The 17,816-nt window shown below is 71.6% G+C and carries 13 protein-coding genes, 1 tRNA gene and 1 pseudogene; 8 read left to right on the top strand and 7 right to left on the bottom strand.

Translation table 11 applies throughout. The annotated features are described in order from the left end of the window. Positions 1–91: 91 nt before the first annotated feature. Positions 92–772: a hypothetical protein gene (locus ACFWBD_RS22715; protein WP_351762617.1), complete on the bottom strand. Its 681-nt coding sequence runs from the start codon at positions 770–772 to the stop codon at positions 92–94. 47 nt (positions 773–819) lie between these two features. Here ACFWBD_RS22715 and ACFWBD_RS22720 point away from each other — a divergent pair, with 47 nt between their 5' ends. Beyond that, entirely contained in the window at positions 820–1,008 is a 189-nt protein-coding gene (locus tag ACFWBD_RS22720; protein ID WP_005485166.1) for a DUF5703 family protein, read from the top strand. A 69-nt stretch (positions 1,009–1,077) separates the two neighbouring features. On the opposite strand, the gene ACFWBD_RS22725 is transcribed toward ACFWBD_RS22720, so the two are convergent. From ACFWBD_RS22725 to ACFWBD_RS22735, 3 genes are all read right to left on the bottom strand, one after another. Continuing rightward, on the bottom strand, positions 1,078–2,007 hold the full coding sequence (locus tag ACFWBD_RS22725) for a chaplin (protein ID WP_385669573.1): 930 nt from the start codon (positions 2,005–2,007) through the stop codon (positions 1,078–1,080). Positions 2,008–2,193: 186 nt separating this feature from the next. Further along, positions 2,194–2,427, bottom strand: a complete 234-nt coding sequence (gene chpH, locus ACFWBD_RS22730; protein WP_028806602.1) for a chaplin ChpH — start codon at positions 2,425–2,427, stop codon at positions 2,194–2,196. 177 nt (positions 2,428–2,604) lie between these two features. Then, entirely contained in the window at positions 2,605–3,933 is a 1,329-nt protein-coding gene (locus tag ACFWBD_RS22735) for a M20/M25/M40 family metallo-hydrolase (RefSeq protein ID WP_385669576.1), read from the bottom strand. Between the two features lie 206 nt (positions 3,934–4,139). Between ACFWBD_RS22735 and ACFWBD_RS22740 the strand changes: the two genes are divergently transcribed. Both ACFWBD_RS22740 and ACFWBD_RS22745 read left to right on the top strand, forming a co-directional pair. Next, a tRNA-Leu gene (locus ACFWBD_RS22740) sits at positions 4,140–4,224 on the top strand. A gap of 198 nt (positions 4,225–4,422) precedes the next feature. Further along, the gene (locus tag ACFWBD_RS22745; RefSeq protein WP_385669579.1) at positions 4,423–7,203 is read left to right on the top strand and encodes a SpoIIE family protein phosphatase; all 2,781 of its coding nucleotides are present in this window, start codon (positions 4,423–4,425) and stop codon (positions 7,201–7,203) included. A 51-nt stretch (positions 7,204–7,254) separates the two neighbouring features. Here ACFWBD_RS22745 and ACFWBD_RS22750 read toward each other — a convergent pair whose 3' ends face one another. Then, on the bottom strand, positions 7,255–8,133 hold the full coding sequence (locus ACFWBD_RS22750) for an ABC transporter substrate-binding protein (RefSeq protein WP_385669582.1): 879 nt from the start codon (positions 8,131–8,133) through the stop codon (positions 7,255–7,257). A 755-nt stretch (positions 8,134–8,888) separates the two neighbouring features. On the opposite strand from ACFWBD_RS22750, the gene ACFWBD_RS22755 reads away from it, so the two are divergent. The 3 genes from ACFWBD_RS22755 (at position 8,889) to ACFWBD_RS22765 (ending at position 14,736) form a co-directional block, all read left to right on the top strand. After that, positions 8,889–12,758, top strand: a complete 3,870-nt coding sequence (locus ACFWBD_RS22755) for a Pls/PosA family non-ribosomal peptide synthetase (protein WP_385669585.1) — start codon at positions 8,889–8,891, stop codon at positions 12,756–12,758. Positions 12,759–12,835: 77 nt separating this feature from the next. Then, positions 12,836–14,188 (top strand): M1 family metallopeptidase, encoded by a 1,353-nt coding sequence (locus ACFWBD_RS22760; RefSeq protein ID WP_385669588.1) that lies wholly within the window; start codon positions 12,836–12,838, stop codon positions 14,186–14,188. 107 nt (positions 14,189–14,295) lie between these two features. After that, positions 14,296–14,736, top strand: coding sequence for a YchJ family protein (locus ACFWBD_RS22765; protein WP_385669591.1), 441 nt, complete (start codon positions 14,296–14,298; stop codon positions 14,734–14,736). 43 nt (positions 14,737–14,779) lie between these two features. Here ACFWBD_RS22765 and ACFWBD_RS22770 read toward each other — a convergent pair whose 3' ends face one another. Beyond that, positions 14,780–15,481, bottom strand: coding sequence for a FadR/GntR family transcriptional regulator (locus ACFWBD_RS22770; RefSeq protein WP_385669593.1), 702 nt, complete (start codon positions 15,479–15,481; stop codon positions 14,780–14,782). 140 nt (positions 15,482–15,621) lie between these two features. On the opposite strand from ACFWBD_RS22770, the gene ACFWBD_RS22775 reads away from it, so the two are divergent. Then, positions 15,622–16,137 (top strand): gluconokinase, encoded by a 516-nt coding sequence (locus ACFWBD_RS22775; protein ID WP_385669596.1) that lies wholly within the window; start codon positions 15,622–15,624, stop codon positions 16,135–16,137. 48 nt (positions 16,138–16,185) lie between these two features. Continuing rightward, positions 16,186–17,583 (top strand): gluconate:H+ symporter, encoded by a 1,398-nt coding sequence (locus ACFWBD_RS22780; RefSeq protein WP_385669599.1) that lies wholly within the window; start codon positions 16,186–16,188, stop codon positions 17,581–17,583. Here ACFWBD_RS22780 and ACFWBD_RS22785 read toward each other — a convergent pair. Continuing rightward, positions 17,531–17,776, bottom strand: a pseudogene (locus ACFWBD_RS22785) (hypothetical protein); the annotation flags it as partial. The gene ACFWBD_RS22780 and the pseudogene ACFWBD_RS22785 sit on opposite strands and share 53 nt — an antisense overlap. Positions 17,777–17,816 lie beyond the last annotated feature (40 nt).

Genomic DNA, 17,816 nt, shown 5'->3' on the forward strand with positions numbered 1-17,816 from the left:
ACCAGGCCAGACCCTTCAAATGGACCAAGACCGCCGACCAGATCCTCGACCGAATCTGCCGCTACTGCTCACGCATCTCCGAACCAGCTCACTAGCGGTCCGCGTCCAGTGGCTCCAGTTCCTCGTCCTCGATGTCGTCCGCGAGATCCTCGTCGTCGTCGCCGTCGTCGAGCTCGTCGAACACCGAGCTCACGTCGAAGCGGCAGACGACCCGCCCGGGGTCGGCCTGCTCGAAGGGTGTCTCCAGCCACTCGCCCGGCTCGGCCGGTTCGTCCGCAGCCAGCACCCACAGCGTGGAGTCGCCCTCCTCCAGGCCGAACTCCTTGTGCCGGGAGGCGATCTCGTCCGGCTCGAACTCGCCGAACAGAATGCCCAGCGCCCCGTGCACCGTGTCCGAGACCGCCCCGCCCACTCCTTCGTCGTCCGCCGCCTCGATCCGCTGGGCCTGCGCCAGCAGCCGCTGTGGCTCCGCGACGGCGTAGTCGCGGCGGATCAGCACACTCAGCGCGTTCGGCTCCTCGGGACCCGCGTACGGCGGCAGGGAGTCCTCCGCGCCGGGGATCTCGAAGGGCGTGACCTCGTCATAACGGTCGTAGAGCAGTTCGTCGTAGACCTCGGCGGCCGCGGCCAGCTCGTTGAACGCCTCGTAGACAGCCGGGTCGTCCTCCCCCGTCCTACGTTCGACCGCCGCCAGGTGGCGGTCGAGCGCGGTCTTGACCGCCTCGGCGGCGGCGCGTACCTCGGCAGCGGTGGGCTGCGCAGCATCAGACATAGTGCAGACGCTATCCGTACCGGACCCCAGACCGCACAATAGATGCGATGCCGGAATACGAATTTGTCGACGTCTACGTACCGCGCGGGGTCTCCCGCAAGGACGCGACCCGACTGCTGACCGACCATGCCGAGTACGGACACTGGGAGTTGGACCGCCTGAGCCTGCTGCGTGACGGCAGCCGCAGGGTGCGGCTGCGCCGGCGGATCATTCGCCAGGTGCGGGCCACGTGGTGAGGTGAGCCGACGGATACGGAGCGGGCCCCGCCGAGGCGGGGCCCGCTCCGTCGTGGGCTCCCTCGAGGTTTACGCGGAGGGGCGCGCCTTGCGGTAGAGCACCGCGCCCGCGAGCAGCGCGCCCACGCCGGCCGGCAGAGCGAGGCCCATCGGCAGTTCGCTGCCGGTGTGCGCGAGTTGCGCGGCGTGGGCGGCGGGCCGGTGGACGCCGGAGGCGCCGGCCGGGGTCACGTGATCCGAGGTGGACGGCACGCCCCCGGGTCGGGACGGGCCGGAGTGTCCGTGCCCGCCCGGCTTGCCGGGGCCGTGCTCTCCGGGCTGGCCCGGCGTCTCGTGGCCGCGGGAGGGGGGCCTGTGGGCACCGGTACCGCTGTCGTTGGCGCAGTCGTTGCCGAAGGACGGGTTGAGGATCCCGACGACGTCGACGCTGTTGCCGCACACGTTGACCGGCACGTCGATCGGCGCCTGGACGTGGTTGCCGGAGCCGACACCGGGCGATCCGCCCGTGTACCCGCCCGCGTGCGCGCCCCCGGAGCCGCCCTGCGCGCCGGCGCCGCCATGGCCGCCGCCGTAGCCGCTGCCCTGGTTGCCGCCGTAGCCGCCGCCGTGGTTGCCTCCGTAGCCGCCGCCGTGGTTACCGCCGTGGTTTCCACCCCGGCCGCCACCGCCGCCCTGGTGGTCGCCGTAGCCGCCGCCCTGGTGGTCGCCGTAGCCACCTCCCCGTTGGCCGCCGTAGCCGCCCGACCGCGCGCCGCCGCCCTTGTTGGCGCAGGAGTTGCCGAAGGTCGGGTTGAGCGCCCCGACGACGTCGACGGTGTTGCCGCAGACGTTCACCGGAATGTTGACCGGGGCCTGCACCGAGTTGCCCGACAGGACGCCGGGCGAGTCGGTGGCGGCGCCGTTCGCGCCGGAGTCGGCGTGGGCGTAGCCGCCCGCGGCGGCGATCACTCCCGTCGCCGCCGCCACGGTCATGAGGCTTTTGCGGGTGACCTGTCGCATTACTGAATCCCTGCTTTCCATCTCGTCACTCGTCCCGAATTTCTCGCAGCATGGCAGCTGTTCGATTCGTTTCGGGCTCTTCGACTTCTTCGGCTTTTCCTTCGGAGAAATACCGGTCGACCCCGGAGCGCATGGCGCGCGCTCCGGGGCCGACTGTGTGGACGGACGACCCTCAGCGGGTCGACGTCACTTGTTGATGCAGGTGTTGCCGAAGGCGGGGTTCAGCAGCCCGATCACCGAGATCGTGTTGCCGCAGACGTTCACCGGGACATGCACGGGCACCTGGATCACGTTGCCCGAGGCGACACCCGGGGAGTGCACGGCAGCACCCTGGGCACCGGCGTCGGCGACAGCCAGACCCGCGCCCGCGAGAACCAGCCCACCAGTGGCAGCCGCAGCAGCGACGACCTTCTTGATCATTATTCCTCCTTGTTGGCAATGCGATCCCAAGCAGCGGATCGCATCACCAGTAACGAGGGGGAATTAATGAGGCTACGCGCTTATCGGCGCATTCACTCTTCCCAGTCGCGCCCGCACAGGCGGCCGATTTTCTTCGCCCGCTCTCCACCCGGTGGAATCTGGTTTCAGCGGGACAATTCAGGACGCGTCGATGAACCGGTCGAGCACACGCACGCCGAACTGCAGCCCGTCCACCGGGACCCGCTCGTCCACGCCGTGGAACATCCCGGCGAAGTCCAGCTCCGGCGGCAGCTTCAGCGGGGCGAAGCCGAAACCGCGGATACCGAGGTCGTCGAAGGACTTGGCGTCCGTACCGCCGGAGAGCATGTAGGGGACGGCCTTGGCGGTCGGGTCCTCGGCGAGCAGCGCGGACTGCATCGCCTCGACCAGCGGCCCGTCGAAGGAGGTCTCCAGCGCCTTGTCGGAGTGCACGTCCTCGCGGCGCACCTTCGGGCCGAGGATCCGGTCGAGGTCGGCGAGGAACTCGTCCTCGTGCCCCGGCAGGAACCGCCCGTCGACGTGCGCGGTGGCCTCGCCCGGGATGACGTTGACCTTGTAGCCGGCGCCCAGCTGGGTCGGGTTGGCGGTGTTGCTCAGGGTCGCGCCGATCAGCTTGGCGATCCCGCCCAGCCTGGCGAGGGTCGACTGCATGTCCTCGGGGTCGAGCTGGGTGCCGAGCGCGTCGCCGAGTTCGTCGAGGAAGGCGCGGGTCGTCTTGGTGACCCGGACCGGGAAGGTGTGCCGGCCGAGCCGCGCGACCGCCTCGGAGAGCTCGGTGATCGCGTTGTCCCGGTGGATCATCGAGCCGTGTCCGGCGGTGCCGGCCACGGTCAGCTTCATCCAGTGCATGCCCTTCTCGGCCGTCTGGATGAGGTAGAGCCGCCGCTCCTCGCTCACGGTGAACGAGAACCCGCCCACCTCGCTGATCGCCTCGGTGACGCCCTCGAACAGGTCGGGGTGGTTGTCGACGAGGTGACGGGCGCCGTAGGTGCCGCCCGCCTCCTCGTCGGCGAGGAACGCGAGCACGATGTCGCGGGGCGGTTTGCGCCCGGTGCGCAGCCGGTCGCGGACGACCGCCAGCGTCATCGCGTCCATGTCCTTCATGTCGACCGCGCCCCGGCCCCACACGCATCCGTCGGCGACCTCGCCGGAGAAGGGGTGGTGGGTCCAGTCGACCGCGTTCGCCGGTACGACGTCGAGGTGACCGTGGATGAGCAGCGCGGGCCTGGACGGGTCCTCGCCCTCGATGCGGGCCACGGTGGAGGCGCGTCCCGGGTGCGACTCGAAGATCTTCGGCTCGAGTCCCACTTCGGCGAGCTTCTCGGCGACCCATTCGGCCGCCTTGCGTTCACCCGGACCCGAGTGGTCGCCGTAGTTGCTGGTGTCGATCCGGATCAGCTCGCGGCAGAGGTCCACGACCTCGTCCTCGCCGGTGACGCTCCTGGCCGTGCCGTCGGTCGCGCTCACGCTGGTTCCTCCCGCTGTCACTGCTGGTGGGTCCCCCTCATCCTCCCTCTCCCCCGCTCCCCGCCCAAGGCCGGTCCCGGCCCGTCACACGCCGTTCACGCGGGATACGGCATCCGGCGGGGCGACTGCCCGTGATCGGGCACCCCGGAAAGCCTGGTAATGTTTACGACGTCGCCGCGGGGGAAGCCCCGCACGACAGACACCTTGTCCGGGTGGCGGAATGGCAGACGCGCTAGCTTGAGGTGCTAGTGCCCTTTATCGGGCGTGGGGGTTCAAGTCCCCCCTCGGACACAGAGGCGGAACCAGCCGGGACGTTCATGAGATCGTCCTCGGTAGGTTTGCGAATTGCCGGTGAGTCATGTGACTCACCGGCAATTCTTCGTTTCCCGCACCCTTCGGGCTCCCCGCTCGCTGCGGCACCGGCCCGCCCGTACCGGCACGGGCCCGTCCTGAGCCGCGCCCGCCGGGCCGGTCACTGATACTGGGAAAATGGGCAAACTTGGGCAACATGCCCCAGCGAGCCGCCGGGCCGACCGCGTGCCACCGAAGGCCGGGCCACCGCAAGCCGGCCCGAAGGCCCGTCACCGTTCCGGCCGACGTCTGCTGTCGTTGCGGAAACCGCGCAGCGTCGCCGGTCAGGTCTTCCTACTGCAACTGGTGGTCGTCCTCCTGGTCATCGCCACGGCCGTGGTGGTGCTCGTGATCCAGGACCGCAATCGCGCGATCCAGGAAGCCGGCGACCGGTCGCTGGTGGCGGCCGAGGCGTTCGCGAACGCCCCGGGCACCGCGGAGGCGATGAAGAGCGATGACCCGACGGCGGCACTCCAGCCACGCGCCGAGGCGGTGCGCAAGAGGACCGGCGTCGACTACGTCGTGGCGCTGAGCCCCTACGGCTTCCGGTGGACGCACCCGGACCCGGACCAGATCGGGAAGCACGTCTCCACATCCTACGGCCAGGCGCTCGAAGGCGAGCCCCACCAGACCACGTTCGACAGCAGTCTGGGGAAGGCGGTCGACTCGACGGTGGCCGTCTTCGACGAGAAGGGGACCGCGGTCGGCCTCGTCACCGTGGGGGTCACGGTGGACAAGGTGACCAGTGTGGTGCAGCACCAGCTGCCGGTGATCTTCGCCGCCGGCGGTGTCGCGCTGCTTCTCGCCGCGGGTGGGTCGGCCCTGGTCAGCGGGCGTTTGCGGCGCCAGACCCGGGGCTTGGGGCCGGTGGAGATGACCCGCATGTACGAGCACCACGACGCGGTGCTGCACGCGGTCCGCGAAGGCGTGATCATTCTGGACGGTGACGGCAGGCTGCTGCTGGTCAACGACGAGGCGCGCCGACTGCTCGCACTGCCGCAGGAGGCCGAGGGCAGGGCGGTCACCGGACTCGGGCTGAGCCCGGCCCTGGCCGGACTGCTGGGATCGGGCCGGGCTGCCACGGACGAGGTCTTCCTGGCCGGGGACATCCTGCTCGCGGTCAGCGTGAGGCCGGTGGTCGGCCCGGAGGGCGGCAGCGTGGCCACCCTGCGGGACACCACGGAGCTGCGCGCCCTCGCGGGCCGGGCGGACGTGGCGGGCGGGCGCCTGCAACTGCTCTACGAGGCCAGCACGCGGATCGGTACCACCCTCGACATGACGCGCACCGCCGAAGAACTGACCGAGGTGGCGGTCCCGCGTTTCGCCGACTTCGCCACCGTCGAGCTGCTGGAGCCCGTGCTGCAAGGGGGTGAACCGACGGGGGCGAGTATGGAGATGCGCCGTATCGCAACCGAGGGCATCCGGGACGACGTGCCCCTTTACCCCGTCGGGAGGCGGATGCGCTACGCGCCGGGCAACCCCGTGGCCATCGGTATGACCACCGGCCGGCCGGTCCTGGTGGCGGACCTCGCCATGGCCGACGGATGGCGGGTCCAGAACCCGGAACGGGCCCGGAAGGTCATCGAATCCGGTGTCCACTCCATGATCTCGGTGCCGCTCCAGGCCCGAGGCCAATTGCTGGGTGTCGTGGAGTTCTGGCGTTCGGAGCAGGACCCCTTCGAGCCGGACGACCTGTCCCCCGCCGAGGAACTCGCCGCCCGGGCGGCCGTGTGCATCGACAACGCGCGGCGATACACCCGCGAGCACACCACGGCCGTCACCCTCCAACGCAGTCTCCTGCCCGGCGTGCTCCCCGAGTTGTCCGCCCTGGAGGTCGGGCACCGGTACCTGCCCGCCCAGGCGGGGGTGGGCGGCGACTGGTACGACGTCATCCCGCTGCCGGGGGCCCGGGTGGCCCTGGTGGTCGGCGACGTCGTCGGACACGGTCTGCACGCCGCCGCGACGATGGGTCGTCTGAGGACCGCGGTGCACAACTTCGCCGCCCTGGACCTGCCTCCGGACGAGCTTCTCGCGCACCTGGACGACCTGATCACCCGGATCGACCAGGACGCGGCGGCCGAGGGCAACACCGAGGCCGTCACCGGTGCCACCTGCCTGTACGCGGTCTACGATCCGGTCTCCGGGCGGTGTGTTCTCGCCCGGGCCGGTCATCCCGGTCCGGCGCTTGTCTCACCCGACGGCTCCGTGACCTTCCCCGACATCCCCGTCGCCCCGCCACTCGGCGCGGCAGGAGGTCTGCCGGTCGAGACGGCCGTACTCCGGCTGGCAGCCGACAGCCGGCTGGTCCTCTACACCGACGGCCTGGTCGAGGCCCGCGGCCGTGACATCGACACCGGGCTCGGCATGCTGAGGCAGGCGCTCGCCCATACGGACGGCGCCACCCCGGACGACACCTGCCGGGCGGTGCTCGACGCGATGCTGCGCACCAGGTCGAGTGACGATGTCGCCCTGCTCGTCGCACGCACCCGGCTGCTCGACCCGGGGCAGGTCGGGGAGTGGGAGGTGCCCGACGACCCCGCGGCCGTCTCCCGGATCCGCGCCGAGGCCACCCGCAGGCTGGAGTCCTGGGGGCTCGGCGAGGCCGCCTTCACGACCGAGCTGATCCTCAGCGAACTCGTGACGAACGCCATCCGGTACGGAGCGAGCCCCATCAGCCTGCGGCTGCTGCGCGACCGCGACAGCCTGATCTGCGAGGTCGCCGACGGCACCAGCACCTCCCCGCACCTGCGCCGCGCGGCCTTCACCGACGAGGGGGGTCGTGGTCTGTTCCTCGTCGCGCAGATGTCCCGCCGCTGGGGGACCCGGTACACCGACCGAGGCAAGATCATCTGGGCTGAGCAGGCGCTCGCCGCCGGAGCCGCCGGGGACCTGAGCGGTCTCCCGATGGCGGACCTGTGAAGCGGGACGGAACCGGACCGCCGCTCCGGGGCGGGCGTACGCCCGGCGCGTTCAGGAGCCGTCGCCGACCGTGAAGTACGGGATCTTGGCCGGGTCCTGGCCGAAAGCGGCCCCGAGATAGACGGCCGACAGTTTGGTGAGCGTTCCGTCGTCGATCAGCTGCCTGATGATCCGGTCCAGCTCGTCCTTGTCGGGTGACCCCTTCGGGTAGAGGGCGCCGTAACCCTGGTCGGTCCTGTACTGGCCCACGAGACGCACCTGGCCCTCCCGCTTCTGGGGATACGCCAGCAGAATCGTCGTGTCGTGGACGACCGCGTCGACTCGTCCCTCCTCCAGCGCCGTGACCATCTCCGGGTCGTTGGGGAAGGCGGTGACGGGCTTGGTCGGCTCGAGGCGCTTCTCGACGAACTCCTCGCCCGTGGTGCCCTCGGCCACTCCGATGCGAACGTCACGGATGTTGGCCGCGTCGATCTTCTCATCGTCCCTGATCAGCACTCCCAGGGTCGAGGAGAGGTAGGGCGGGGAGAACTCGGCCACCTTGCTCCGTTCCGGGGTGATCGTGATCTGAGCCAGGGCCAGGTCGAAGTCCTTGGTCCGGCCGGACACGACCTCCGGAAAGGGGGTGTTCTCCACCTTCACCCGGTCAAGTCCGGATCGATAGGCGATGTTGGCGGCCATGCAGTACTCGTAGCCGCTCTTGATGGAGTCCGGCGTGTCGCCGTTCCACCAGCCGGGCGCGGGCAGGGTCGTTTTGACCGTGAGGGCCCCCGCCGTCTCGGGTGTCAGGTGAAACTCCCCGTAATGTCCCGAGACCGGGCAGTCGCCGTAGTGGACATTCGGCGACTGCGACCCGCCCTGGTCACAAGCCGATGTCGCGACGATGAGCGCCACGCCGACAGCCAGAGAGCCGATCGCTGCCGCGGCGCGCATCATTGCACCTCCGGTAGGGGCATACTCCTCTATTCACCATAAATCACCACGAACCATACGACTGTCGGAGCCGTGCGGGAGGGCTCCGGGGCGCGGGTCGGGTCACCCGCCTTCCAGCGGTGCCCGAGTGGCCGGCCAAAGCGCGAGCCATGCCCCCGCCGTGCCGCGTCCCGGCCGTGCCGCGCCCGGCGTGATCAGCCGGGCAGCCGCCTGAAGAGGCCACGGAGCGGGTCGCCCACGGGACGTGGCTCCTCGGCGCTCCGCAACGAGGTCGCCGCCGACACTCAGCGCGCGCACCCTTCAAGGACGGCGCGGCGCCGACCGCGCTCAATGCGCACGACGTCGCTGCGGCGGGAAGCGCACGTGTGCGTCGTCGGATCCGGCGCCGGTCCCGGTCCCGGTCCCGGACCACCTGGATCGCCTCGGCATCCCTTACCTCTCTGCGTCTCCCCTGCCTTTCGCCCCCGCTCCCGCCCTCGGCGCGCGCACTTCAGACCGGGACATCAGGTCGGCAGAGGCGTCCTTCCCGCCGATGTGGGGCAAGTCTCCCCGCAGCGCGAAGCTTCCAGGTCAGAGCGTTGCTGTTGATCTTCCACGACACCCCGGACGGCCTCCCCGAGTGGCCGGGCCCCTGCGGCGAGCCTAGCGTCGTACTAAAATTTCCGGCTTGTTACGGAGCTGGACCGGACAACCCCAGGCAGACCTGCGGGCCCGCCGGCGCCCCGGAGGCTTCCGGGATCGAGACGCGAGGACCGATGGCAGCCATTCACGAGAGCAGTGCTCTCGGCCTGCTCGACGAAGAAATCCACGCTCAACTCGGTGACACCGCCCGCTTCTCCGGCGGCCCCGCCGCCTCCCCCCGCACCCTCGTCGACGTCTTCGACGCGTCCGTACGGTCGTTCCCGGACGAGCTCGCCCTGGACGACGGCAGCACGCCCCTCACCTACCGCGCCCTCGCCGTCGAGGTGGAGAACCTCCGGCGCCGGCTCTCCACCGCCGGGGTCGGGCTGGGCGACCGGGTGGGCATCCGTGTCCCGTCCGGCACCAACGACCTCTACGTGGCGATCCTCGCCGTCCTCGCCGCCGGCGCCGCCTACGTCCCGGTGGACGCCGAGGACCCCGACGAGCGGGCCGAGCTGGTCTTCGGGGAGGCGGACGTGCGGGCGGTCGTCGGCGCCCGGCACGAGATCACCGTCCACGGCACGTCCACGGCGGCGGCCGCCGCCCGCCCCGGCACCGAGCACGACGCCTGGATCATCTTCACCTCCGGCTCCACCGGGAAGCCCAAGGGTGTCGCCGTCAGTCACCGCAGCGCCGCCGCCTTCGTGGACGCCGAGGCCGCGCTGTTCCTCACCGAGGAGCCGATCGGGCCCGTCGACCGGGTCATGGCCGGGCTCTCCGTGGCCTTCGACGCCTCCTGCGAGGAGATGTGGCTGGCCTGGCGCTACGGGGCCTGTCTGGTGCCCGTGCCCCGCTCCCAGGTCCGCAGCGGCGCCGATCTGGGGCCCTGGCTGGTCGAGCAGGAGATCACGGTCGTCTCCACGGTGCCGACGCTGGCCGCGCTGTGGGAGCCCGAGACCCTCAACGACGTCCGGCTGCTGATCTTCGGCGGTGAGGCCTGCCCGCCCGAGCTGGTGCAGCGGCTGGTGACGGAGGGGCGGGAGGTCTGGAACACGTACGGGCCGACCGAGGCCACCGTCGTCGCCTGTGCCTCCCTGATGTCCGGCGAGGAACCGATCCGGATCGGTCTGCCGCTCAGGGGCTGGGAGCTGGCCGTCGTGGACGAGGCCGGGGAGCCCGTGCCGCTGGGTGGCAGCGGGCAGCTGGTGATCGGCGGGGTCGGGCTCGCGCGCTATCTCGACGCCGAGAAGGACGCGGAGAAGTACGCGCCGCTGAAGTCGCTGGGCTGGGAACGGGCGTACCGCAGCGGTGACCTGGTGCGCGCCGACGCCGAGGGGCTCGTCTTCCTCGGGCGGGCCGACGAGCAGATCAAACTCGGCGGGCGGCGGATCGAGCTGGGCGAGGTGGACGCGGCACTGCAGGCGCTGCCGGGTGTCGCGAGCGCCGCCGCCGCCGTGCGGACCGCCCGCGGCGGCAACCAGCTCCTCGTCGGATACGTCGTGACGCAGGGCGGCTGGGACCAGGCGGCGGCCGTGCAGCGGCTGCGCGCCGAGCTGCCCGCCGCCCTGGTGCCGCTGCTCGCGCCGGTGGACGACCTGCCGACCCGGACCTCGGGCAAGGTCGACCGCAACGCCCTGCCCTGGCCCCTGGAAGGGGTGGAGACGGGCGGCCCGGCCGAGCAGCTCTACGGCACCGAGGCCTGGCTGGCGGAACAGTGGACCGAGGTCCTCGGCATCCCCGTGGGCAGTGCCCGCGACGACTTCTTCGCGATCGGCGGCAGCAGCCTCGCCGCCGCCCGGCTGACGACGCGGCTGCGCACCCGCTACCCCAGCGCGGCCGTCCTCGACATCTACCAGCAGCCCACCCTGCGCAAGCTGGCCCGGCATCTGGAGAAATCCGCGCAGGACGACGGGGCGACCCGCGTCATCGCGCCGGTGCCAGCGCGCGCCAAGGTGATCCAGACGCTGCTGCTGGTACCGCTGTTCACGCTGCTGGGGCTGCGCTGGACCGTGCCGCTGGCCGCGCTCGGCAACCTGCTGCCCGCGTACTCCTGGCTGCCGACCGCCCCGTGGTGGCTGGTCGGATCCGCCGCCCTGCTGCTGTTCAGCCCGCCCGGCCGGCTCGCGATCGCCGCGGGCGGGGCGCGGCTGCTGCTGCGCGGTGTGCAGCCGGGGCGGTACGCACGCGGTGGCGGCGTCCATCTGCGGCTGTGGACGGCGGAGCGGCTGGCCGAGTTCAGCGGGGCGACCTCGCTGACCGGGTCCTGGCTGGAGCGCTACGCGCGGGCCCTGGGGGCCAAGGTCGGGCCGGACGTGGACCTGCACTCGTTGCCGCCGGTGACCGGCATGCTGAAGCTGGGCCGGGGCGCGGCCGTGGAGTCCGAGGTGGACCTGTCCGGCTGGTGGCTGGACGGCGACCGGCTGGAGATGGGAACGGTCAAGGTGGGCGCGCACGCCGTCGTCGGCACGCGCAGCATGCTCTTCCCGGGCGCCCGGGTCGGCAAGCGGGCCGAGGTGGCGCCGGGTTCGGCGGTCACCGGTCAGATCCCCACCGGTCAGCGGTGGGCGGGCGCTCCCGCGGTCAAGCTCGGCAAGGCCAAGCGCAACTGGCCCAAGGAACGGCCGGCCCGGGGCACCTCCTGGCGGGTGCTGTACGGCCTGGCCGGTTTCGGGCTGACCGCGCTGCCGGTGCTGGCGGCCGGGGCGGCCCTGCTGGTGGCGAGCCGCTTCGTGACCCCGGGCGGCGGGCTCGGTGAGGCCCTGCGGGGCGCCGCGCTCGCCCTGGTCCCGGCCACGCTCGCCTTCGGTCTGGCGTACGCCGTGCTGCTGCTGATCGCCGTACGGCTGCTGAGCCTCGGTCTGCGCGAGGGCACGCATCCCACGCACAGCAGGATCGGCTGGCAGGCCTGGACCGTCACACAGCTCATGGACCACTCGCGCGAGACCCTCTTCCCGCTGTACGCGGGGCTGGTCACGCCGGTGTGGCTGCGGTTGCTCGGGATGCGGATCGGCAAGGGCGCCGAGGTGTCGACCGTCCTCGCGCTGCCCAGCCTGACCACGGTCGGTGAGGGCGCGTTCCTCGCCGACGACACGCTGACCGCGCCGTACGAGCTCGGCGGCGGCTGGATGCGGATCGGGCGGGCGGAGATCGGTCGGCGGGCGTTCCTCGGCAACTCGGGGATGACCGCGCCGGGGCGGAGCGTGCCCGACGGCGGCCTGGTGGGGGTGCTGTCGGCGACGCCGAAGAAGGCGAAGAAGGGCAGCTCGTACCTGGGACTGCCGCCGGTGAAGCTGCCGCGGAACACGACCGGCGGTGACCAGAGCCGGACGTACGAGCCGCCCGCGCGGCTGCTGTGGGCGCGTGCGCTGGTGGAACTGTGCCGGATCGTGCCGGTGTTCTGCTCGGCGGGGCTGGCCGTGCTGACGGTGGCGGTGCTGTGCGCGCTGGGCGTCTGGGCGCCGCTGCTGTCCGGGCTCGTCCTGCTCGGGGCGGGGGGCGCGGCGGCCGTCGTCTCGATCGTCGCCAAGTGGCTGCTCGTCGGTCGGCATCGCAGCGGCGAGCATCCGCTGTGGAGCGGCTTCGTGTGGCGCAACGAGCTGGCGGACACGTTCGTCGAGGTCGTTGCGGTGCCGTGGCTGGCGGGCGCCGTGCCGGGGACGCCGGTGATGACGGCGTGGCTGCGCGGGCTCGGCGCGCGGATCGGCAGGGGCGCGTGGGTGGAGAGCTACTGGCTGCCGGAGTCGGACCTGGTGACGCTCGGGGACGGGGCGACGGTGAACCGTGGGTGCGTCCTGCAGACTCACCTCTTCCACGACCGGATCTTGCGGACGGATACTGTGGTCCTCCGTGAGGGTGCCACGCTGGGCCCTGGCGGGATCGTGCTGCCCGGCAGCACGATCGGGGCCCGGACGACCCTGGGTCCCGCGTCGCTCGTCATGGCCGCGGAGTCCGTCCCGGACGACACCCGCTGGCTCGGCAACCCGATCGAGGCATGGCGTCCCTGAGAGGGGGCTACTCGGAGTCGGTGGGCGGTGCACCGGCGGCGGGTGGTTCGATTACAGGTCAGGGAGCGGACGGGGAAGTGGCAGTTCAGCAGTCGGTCGGGCCGGATCCGTATTTCCCGGCGAACGGTGACTCCCGTTACCGGGTGCACCGCTACGAGCTCACGCTGGACTACCGGCCCGGCCCGAACCGGCTGTCGGGCGCGGCGCGGATCAACGCCATCGTGGGGCGCTCGGCGCTGCCGGAGTTCCAGTTGAACCTGGCCGACTTCAAGATCGGCCGGGTCCGGGTGGACGGCCGGCCGACGCACTACACCCACCGTGGCGGCCGGCTGCGCGTGCGGCCCGCCAAGCCGCTGCGCGCCGGGGCCGCCTTCACCGTCGAGGTGCACTGGTCGGGCAACCCCAAGCCGGTGAACAGCCCCTGGGGCGGGATCGGCTGGGAGGAGCTGGGCGACGGGGCGCTGGTGGCGAGCCAGCCCGTCGGGGCGCCCTCCTGGTATCCGTGCAACGACCGGCCCGCGGACAAGGCGTCGTACCTGATAGCGGTCACGACACCGTCGGCGTACTCGGTGGTGGCGGGCGGCCGGCTGCTGACGCGGACCACGAAGGCCTCGACGACGACGTGGGTGTACGAGCAGTCGGCGCCGACGTCGAGCTATCTGGTCGGCCTGTCGATAGGCAAGTACCAGACCGTCCTGCTGGGCGACCCGGGGCTCGGGGGCATCCCCCAGCACGGGCACCTCCCGGCGGAGCTGCTGGCGGAGTTCTCGCGGGACTTCGCGCGGCAGCCCGGGATGATGCATCTCTTCCAACAGCTCTTCGGGCCCTACCCGTTCGACGAGTACGCGGTGGTGGTGACGGAGGAGGACCTCGATGTCCCCGTCGAGGCCCAGGGGTTGTCGCTGTTCGGCGCCAACCACCTGGACGGCGCGCGGGGTTCGGAGCGGCTGGTGGCGCACGAGCTGGCGCACCAGTGGTTCGGCAACAGCGTGTCCATCGCCGACTGGCGGCACATCTGGCTGAACGAGGGGTTCGCGAAGTACGCGGAGTGGCTGTGGTCGGAGCGGTCGGGCGGGCGCAGCGCGCAGCAGCACGCCGCGGTCGCGCACCGGTCGCTGTCCTCGCTGCCGCAGGACCTGCGCCTCGCCGACCCCGGCCGCAAGTCGATGTTCGACGACCGGCTCTACGAGCGCGGCGGGCTCACCGTGCACGCGCTGCGCTGCGCGCTCGGCGACGACGCGTTCTTCCGGATGCTGCGCGCCTGGCTCGGGCTGCACCGGGGCGGGTCGGTGACGACGTCGACGCTCGCCGCGCACGCGGCACGGTTCGCACCGGAGCCGCTGGACGAGCTGTTCGAGGCATGGGTGTACGGCACGGCGCTGCCACCGCTGCCGGTCCCGTCGGTGGGCCGGGGCGCGGAGTCGGCGTGACGCTTCGCTGTGATCGCGGGGATGCCGGCACGGTTTCCGGCCCGCGGACCGGTGGGGGCTGATCGCGCAGTTCCCCGCGCCCCTCGAGGGACGGGCACAATGGGGTCATGGCCCGACGTACCGCCCGCCCGCGACAGCGCGGCTCCGCCGCCGTCCGCACCTCGCCCGCCGTTTCCACCGGCTGTCCGTGCGGGCTGCCCGCGCCGTACGAGGCCTGTTGTGGTCGTTACCACGTGGGCGCCGAGGCCGCGCCGACCGCCGAGGCGCTCATGCGGTCGCGGTACTGCGCCTTCGTGCGGGGGGACGTGGGGTATCTGCTGCGGACGTGGCATCCGCGGACGCGGCCGGAGCGGCTCGAGCTCGATCCGGGGATGCGGTGGACGGGCCTGGAGATCCTCGGGACGGCGGACGGGAGCGCCTTCCACGCGACCGGGACCGTGGAGTTCCGGGCCTCCTACCGGGGCGGCGCGCTGCACGAGCGCAGCCGGTTCGAGCGGGTGGCCGGGGCGTGGGTGTACGTGGACGGGGAGTTCCCCGAGCACCCCTAGCACCCCTAGCACCCCTAGCACCCCGAGTAACGCGCCGGCGCGGCTAGGGCGCCAGGATGTCCAGTTCCTGGAGGGCGCCGACCGTGATCTCCCGGGTCAGTCGTTCCGCGCGGGCCGCGTCGCCCTCGCGGACCGCCTCCGCGACCTGGATGTGCAGGGTGACGGCGGCGGGGGCGGGGTCCTCGAACATGACCTCGTGATGGGTGCGGCCCGCCAGGACCTCCGCGACGACGTCGCCGAGGCGGGCGAACATCTCGTTTCCCGAGGCGGCGAGGATCACCCGATGGAAGGCGACGTCGTGGACGAGGTATCCCTCCAGCCGGTGCCCGCGTGAGTTGGCCACCATGCCGAGCGCGCACTCCGTGAGCTCGGCGCACTGCTCCGCCGTGGCGTGTTTCGCCGCCAGGCCCGCCGCGACCGGCTCGATCGCCGAGCGCAGGACGGTGAGCGAGCGCAGCTGGTGCGGGCGGTCGGCGCCGGCCAGCCGCCAGCGGATGACCTCCGGGTCGTAGACGTTCCACGCGGACCGGGGGCGGACCGTCACGCCCACGCGGCGGCGGGACTCGACCAGGTGCATGGATTCCAGGACGCGGACCGCCTCGCGCATCACCGAGCGGGAGACGTCGAAGCGCTGGGCCAGTTCGTCGGTGCGCAGAACGCTGCCCGGCGGGTATTCACCCGCGGTGATCGCGGGGCCCAGGGCGTCCAGTACTCGGCCGTGCAGACCCCGGCCCGGAGTGGTCATGCACTCAGAGTACGGGGTAGATCACTCAGCCAAAAAGTCAGACTTATTTGTCACACACTCTTGAATTAGTCGTACCTAATCGGTTTCAGTGTCGTCGGCGTCCGTTGGCGTCAGACGTCGAGGCAGACAGTGAGGCAGAGATGCGTACCCCGCACGTCGTCGTGGTGATGGGTGTCGCCGGTACGGGCAAGACCACCATCGGTCCCCTGCTCGCCGCCCGGCTGGGCGTCCCGTACGCCGAGGGCGACGACTTCCACCCGCAGGCCAACATCGACAAGATGTCGGCCGGCACCCCGCTCGGCGACGACGACCGGTGGCCGTGGCTCGACGCCATCGGCGGCTGGGCGGACGCGCGGGCCGGACTCGGCGGGGTCGTCAGCTGCTCGGCGCTGAAGCGGTCGTACCGCGACCGGCTGCGGGCCGCGGCCCCCGGGGTCGTCTTCGTGCACCTCGCGGGCGACCGCGCGCTGATCGAGGACCGCATGGCGCACCGGCAGGGCCACTTCATGCCGACCGCGCTGCTCGACTCCCAGTTCGCCACGCTCCAGCCCCTCCAGGCGGACGAGGGCGGCGTCGTCGTCGACGTCTCCGGCAGCCCGGAGGCCATCACCGGGCGGGCCGTGACCGCGCTCGACGCGCTTCCCCAGCCTGCCTGACCACCCCGCACTTCCCTCCCCGTCCCCATATCTGCAAGGGAATCACCCGTGACCAGACTCAGTGTCGAGATGCTGGCAGCGGACACCGTCGAGCCGATCACCTCGGCCGGCCACGCGCAGCTGGGCATCGCCGTCCTGGCGGGCATAGCCGTGATCGTCCTGCTCATCACCCGGTTCAAGCTCCACGCCTTCCTCGCGCTGACCATCGGCTCGCTCGCGCTCGGCGCGTTCGCCGGGGCACCGCTCGACAAGGCCATCGCCTCGTTCACCACCGGACTCGGCGCCACCGTCGCCGGGGTGGGCGTGCTGATCGCGCTGGGCGCGATCCTCGGCAAGATGCTGGCGGACTCCGGCGGCGCCGACCAGATCGTGGACACGATCCTCGCCAAGGCGGGAGGCCGCTCCATGCCGTGGGCGATGGTGCTGATCGCCTCCGTCATCGGTCTGCCGCTGTTCTTCGAGGTCGGCGTGGTGCTGCTGATCCCCGTCGTGCTGATGGTCGCCAAGCGGGGCAACTACTCGCTCATGCGGATCGGCATCCCGGCGCTGGCCGGTCTGTCGGTCATGCACGGTCTCGTCCCGCCGCATCCCGGTCCGCTGGTCGCGATCGACGCGGTCGGCGCCAACCTGGGCGTCACCCTGGCGCTCGGCGTGCTCATCGCCGTCCCGACGGTCGTCGTCGCGGGTCCGCTGTTCTCGCGGGTCGCCGCCCGCTGGGTCGACGTCCCCGCCCCCGACCGCATGATCGCGCAGCGGCCCTCCGAGGACCTGGAGAAGCGACCCGGCTTCGGCGCCACGCTCGCCACCATCCTGCTGCCCGTCGTGCTCATGCTGTCCAAGGCACTGGTCGACATCGTGGTGGACGACCCCGAGCACACCGTGCAGCGTGTCTTCGACGTCGTCGGCTCGCCGCTGATCGCGCTGCTCACCGCCGTGCTCGTCGGCATCTTCACCCTGCTGAGGCCCGCCGGGTTCGCCAAGGACCGGGTCTCGGGGCTGGTCGAGAAGGGCCTCGCGCCCATAGCGGGCATCCTGTTGATCGTCGGCGCGGGCGGCGGCTTCAAGCAGACCCTGATCGACTGCGGCGTGGGTCAGATGGTCCTGGACATCTCCGAGGACTGGTCGATCCCGGCGCTGCTGCTGGCCTGGCTGATCGCGGTGACCATCCGGCTGGCGACCGGTTCGGCGACCGTGGCGACGATCTCGGCGGCCGGCCTGGTCGCGCCGCTCGCGGCCGACATGTCGACGACGCACACCGCCCTGCTGGTCCTGGCCATCGGCGCCGGCTCGCTGTTCTTCAGCCATGTCAACGACGCCGGGTTCTGGCTGGTGAAGGAGTACTTCGGACTCACCGTCGGCCAGAACATCAAGACCTGGTCGGTCATGGAGACCATCATCTCCGTGGTCGCCGGCGGTCTGGTCCTGCTCCTCTCCCTGGTCGTCTAGCGGTACGGCGGGAGCGGGAAGGAGTACGGGGATGGGTCACCCCGTGTTCGACATCAGCGGCCGGACCGGGCGTGAACGCCGACTCCGCGTCCCGTACCGGGACCACCGCGCTGATCAGGGCGTCGAACGCGGGCTCGACCGCGAGCAGTCGCAGCGCCGCGTCGAACTCGGTGTCGAAGCGGAACGCCCCGCGCCCGGCGAGGTGCACACGACGTCCTGGTCACCGGCGCAGG

The organism is Streptomyces sp. NPDC060002, from assembly GCF_042737245.1.
Taxonomy (GTDB): domain Bacteria; phylum Actinomycetota; class Actinomycetes; order Streptomycetales; family Streptomycetaceae; genus Streptomyces.

Coding starts and splice junctions, on each gene's coding strand:
- ACFWBD_RS22715 (WP_351762617.1), bottom strand. CDS start 772: ATGTCTGATGCTGCGCAGCCCACCGCTGCCGAGGTACGCGCCGCCGCC.
- ACFWBD_RS22720 (WP_005485166.1), top strand. CDS start 820: ATGCCGGAATACGAATTTGTCGACGTCTACGTACCGCGCGGGGTCTCC.
- ACFWBD_RS22725 (WP_385669573.1), bottom strand. CDS start 2,007: ATGCGACAGGTCACCCGCAAAAGCCTCATGACCGTGGCGGCGGCGACG.
- chpH (WP_028806602.1), bottom strand. CDS start 2,427: ATGATCAAGAAGGTCGTCGCTGCTGCGGCTGCCACTGGTGGGCTGGTT.
- ACFWBD_RS22745 (WP_385669579.1), top strand. CDS start 4,423: ATGGGCAAACTTGGGCAACATGCCCCAGCGAGCCGCCGGGCCGACCGC.
- ACFWBD_RS22750 (WP_385669582.1), bottom strand. CDS start 8,133: ATGCGCGCCGCGGCAGCGATCGGCTCTCTGGCTGTCGGCGTGGCGCTC.
- ACFWBD_RS22755 (WP_385669585.1), top strand. CDS start 8,889: ATGGCAGCCATTCACGAGAGCAGTGCTCTCGGCCTGCTCGACGAAGAA.
- ACFWBD_RS22765 (WP_385669591.1), top strand. CDS start 14,296: ATGGCCCGACGTACCGCCCGCCCGCGACAGCGCGGCTCCGCCGCCGTC.
- ACFWBD_RS22770 (WP_385669593.1), bottom strand. CDS start 15,481: ATGACCACTCCGGGCCGGGGTCTGCACGGCCGAGTACTGGACGCCCTG.
- ACFWBD_RS22775 (WP_385669596.1), top strand. CDS start 15,622: ATGCGTACCCCGCACGTCGTCGTGGTGATGGGTGTCGCCGGTACGGGC.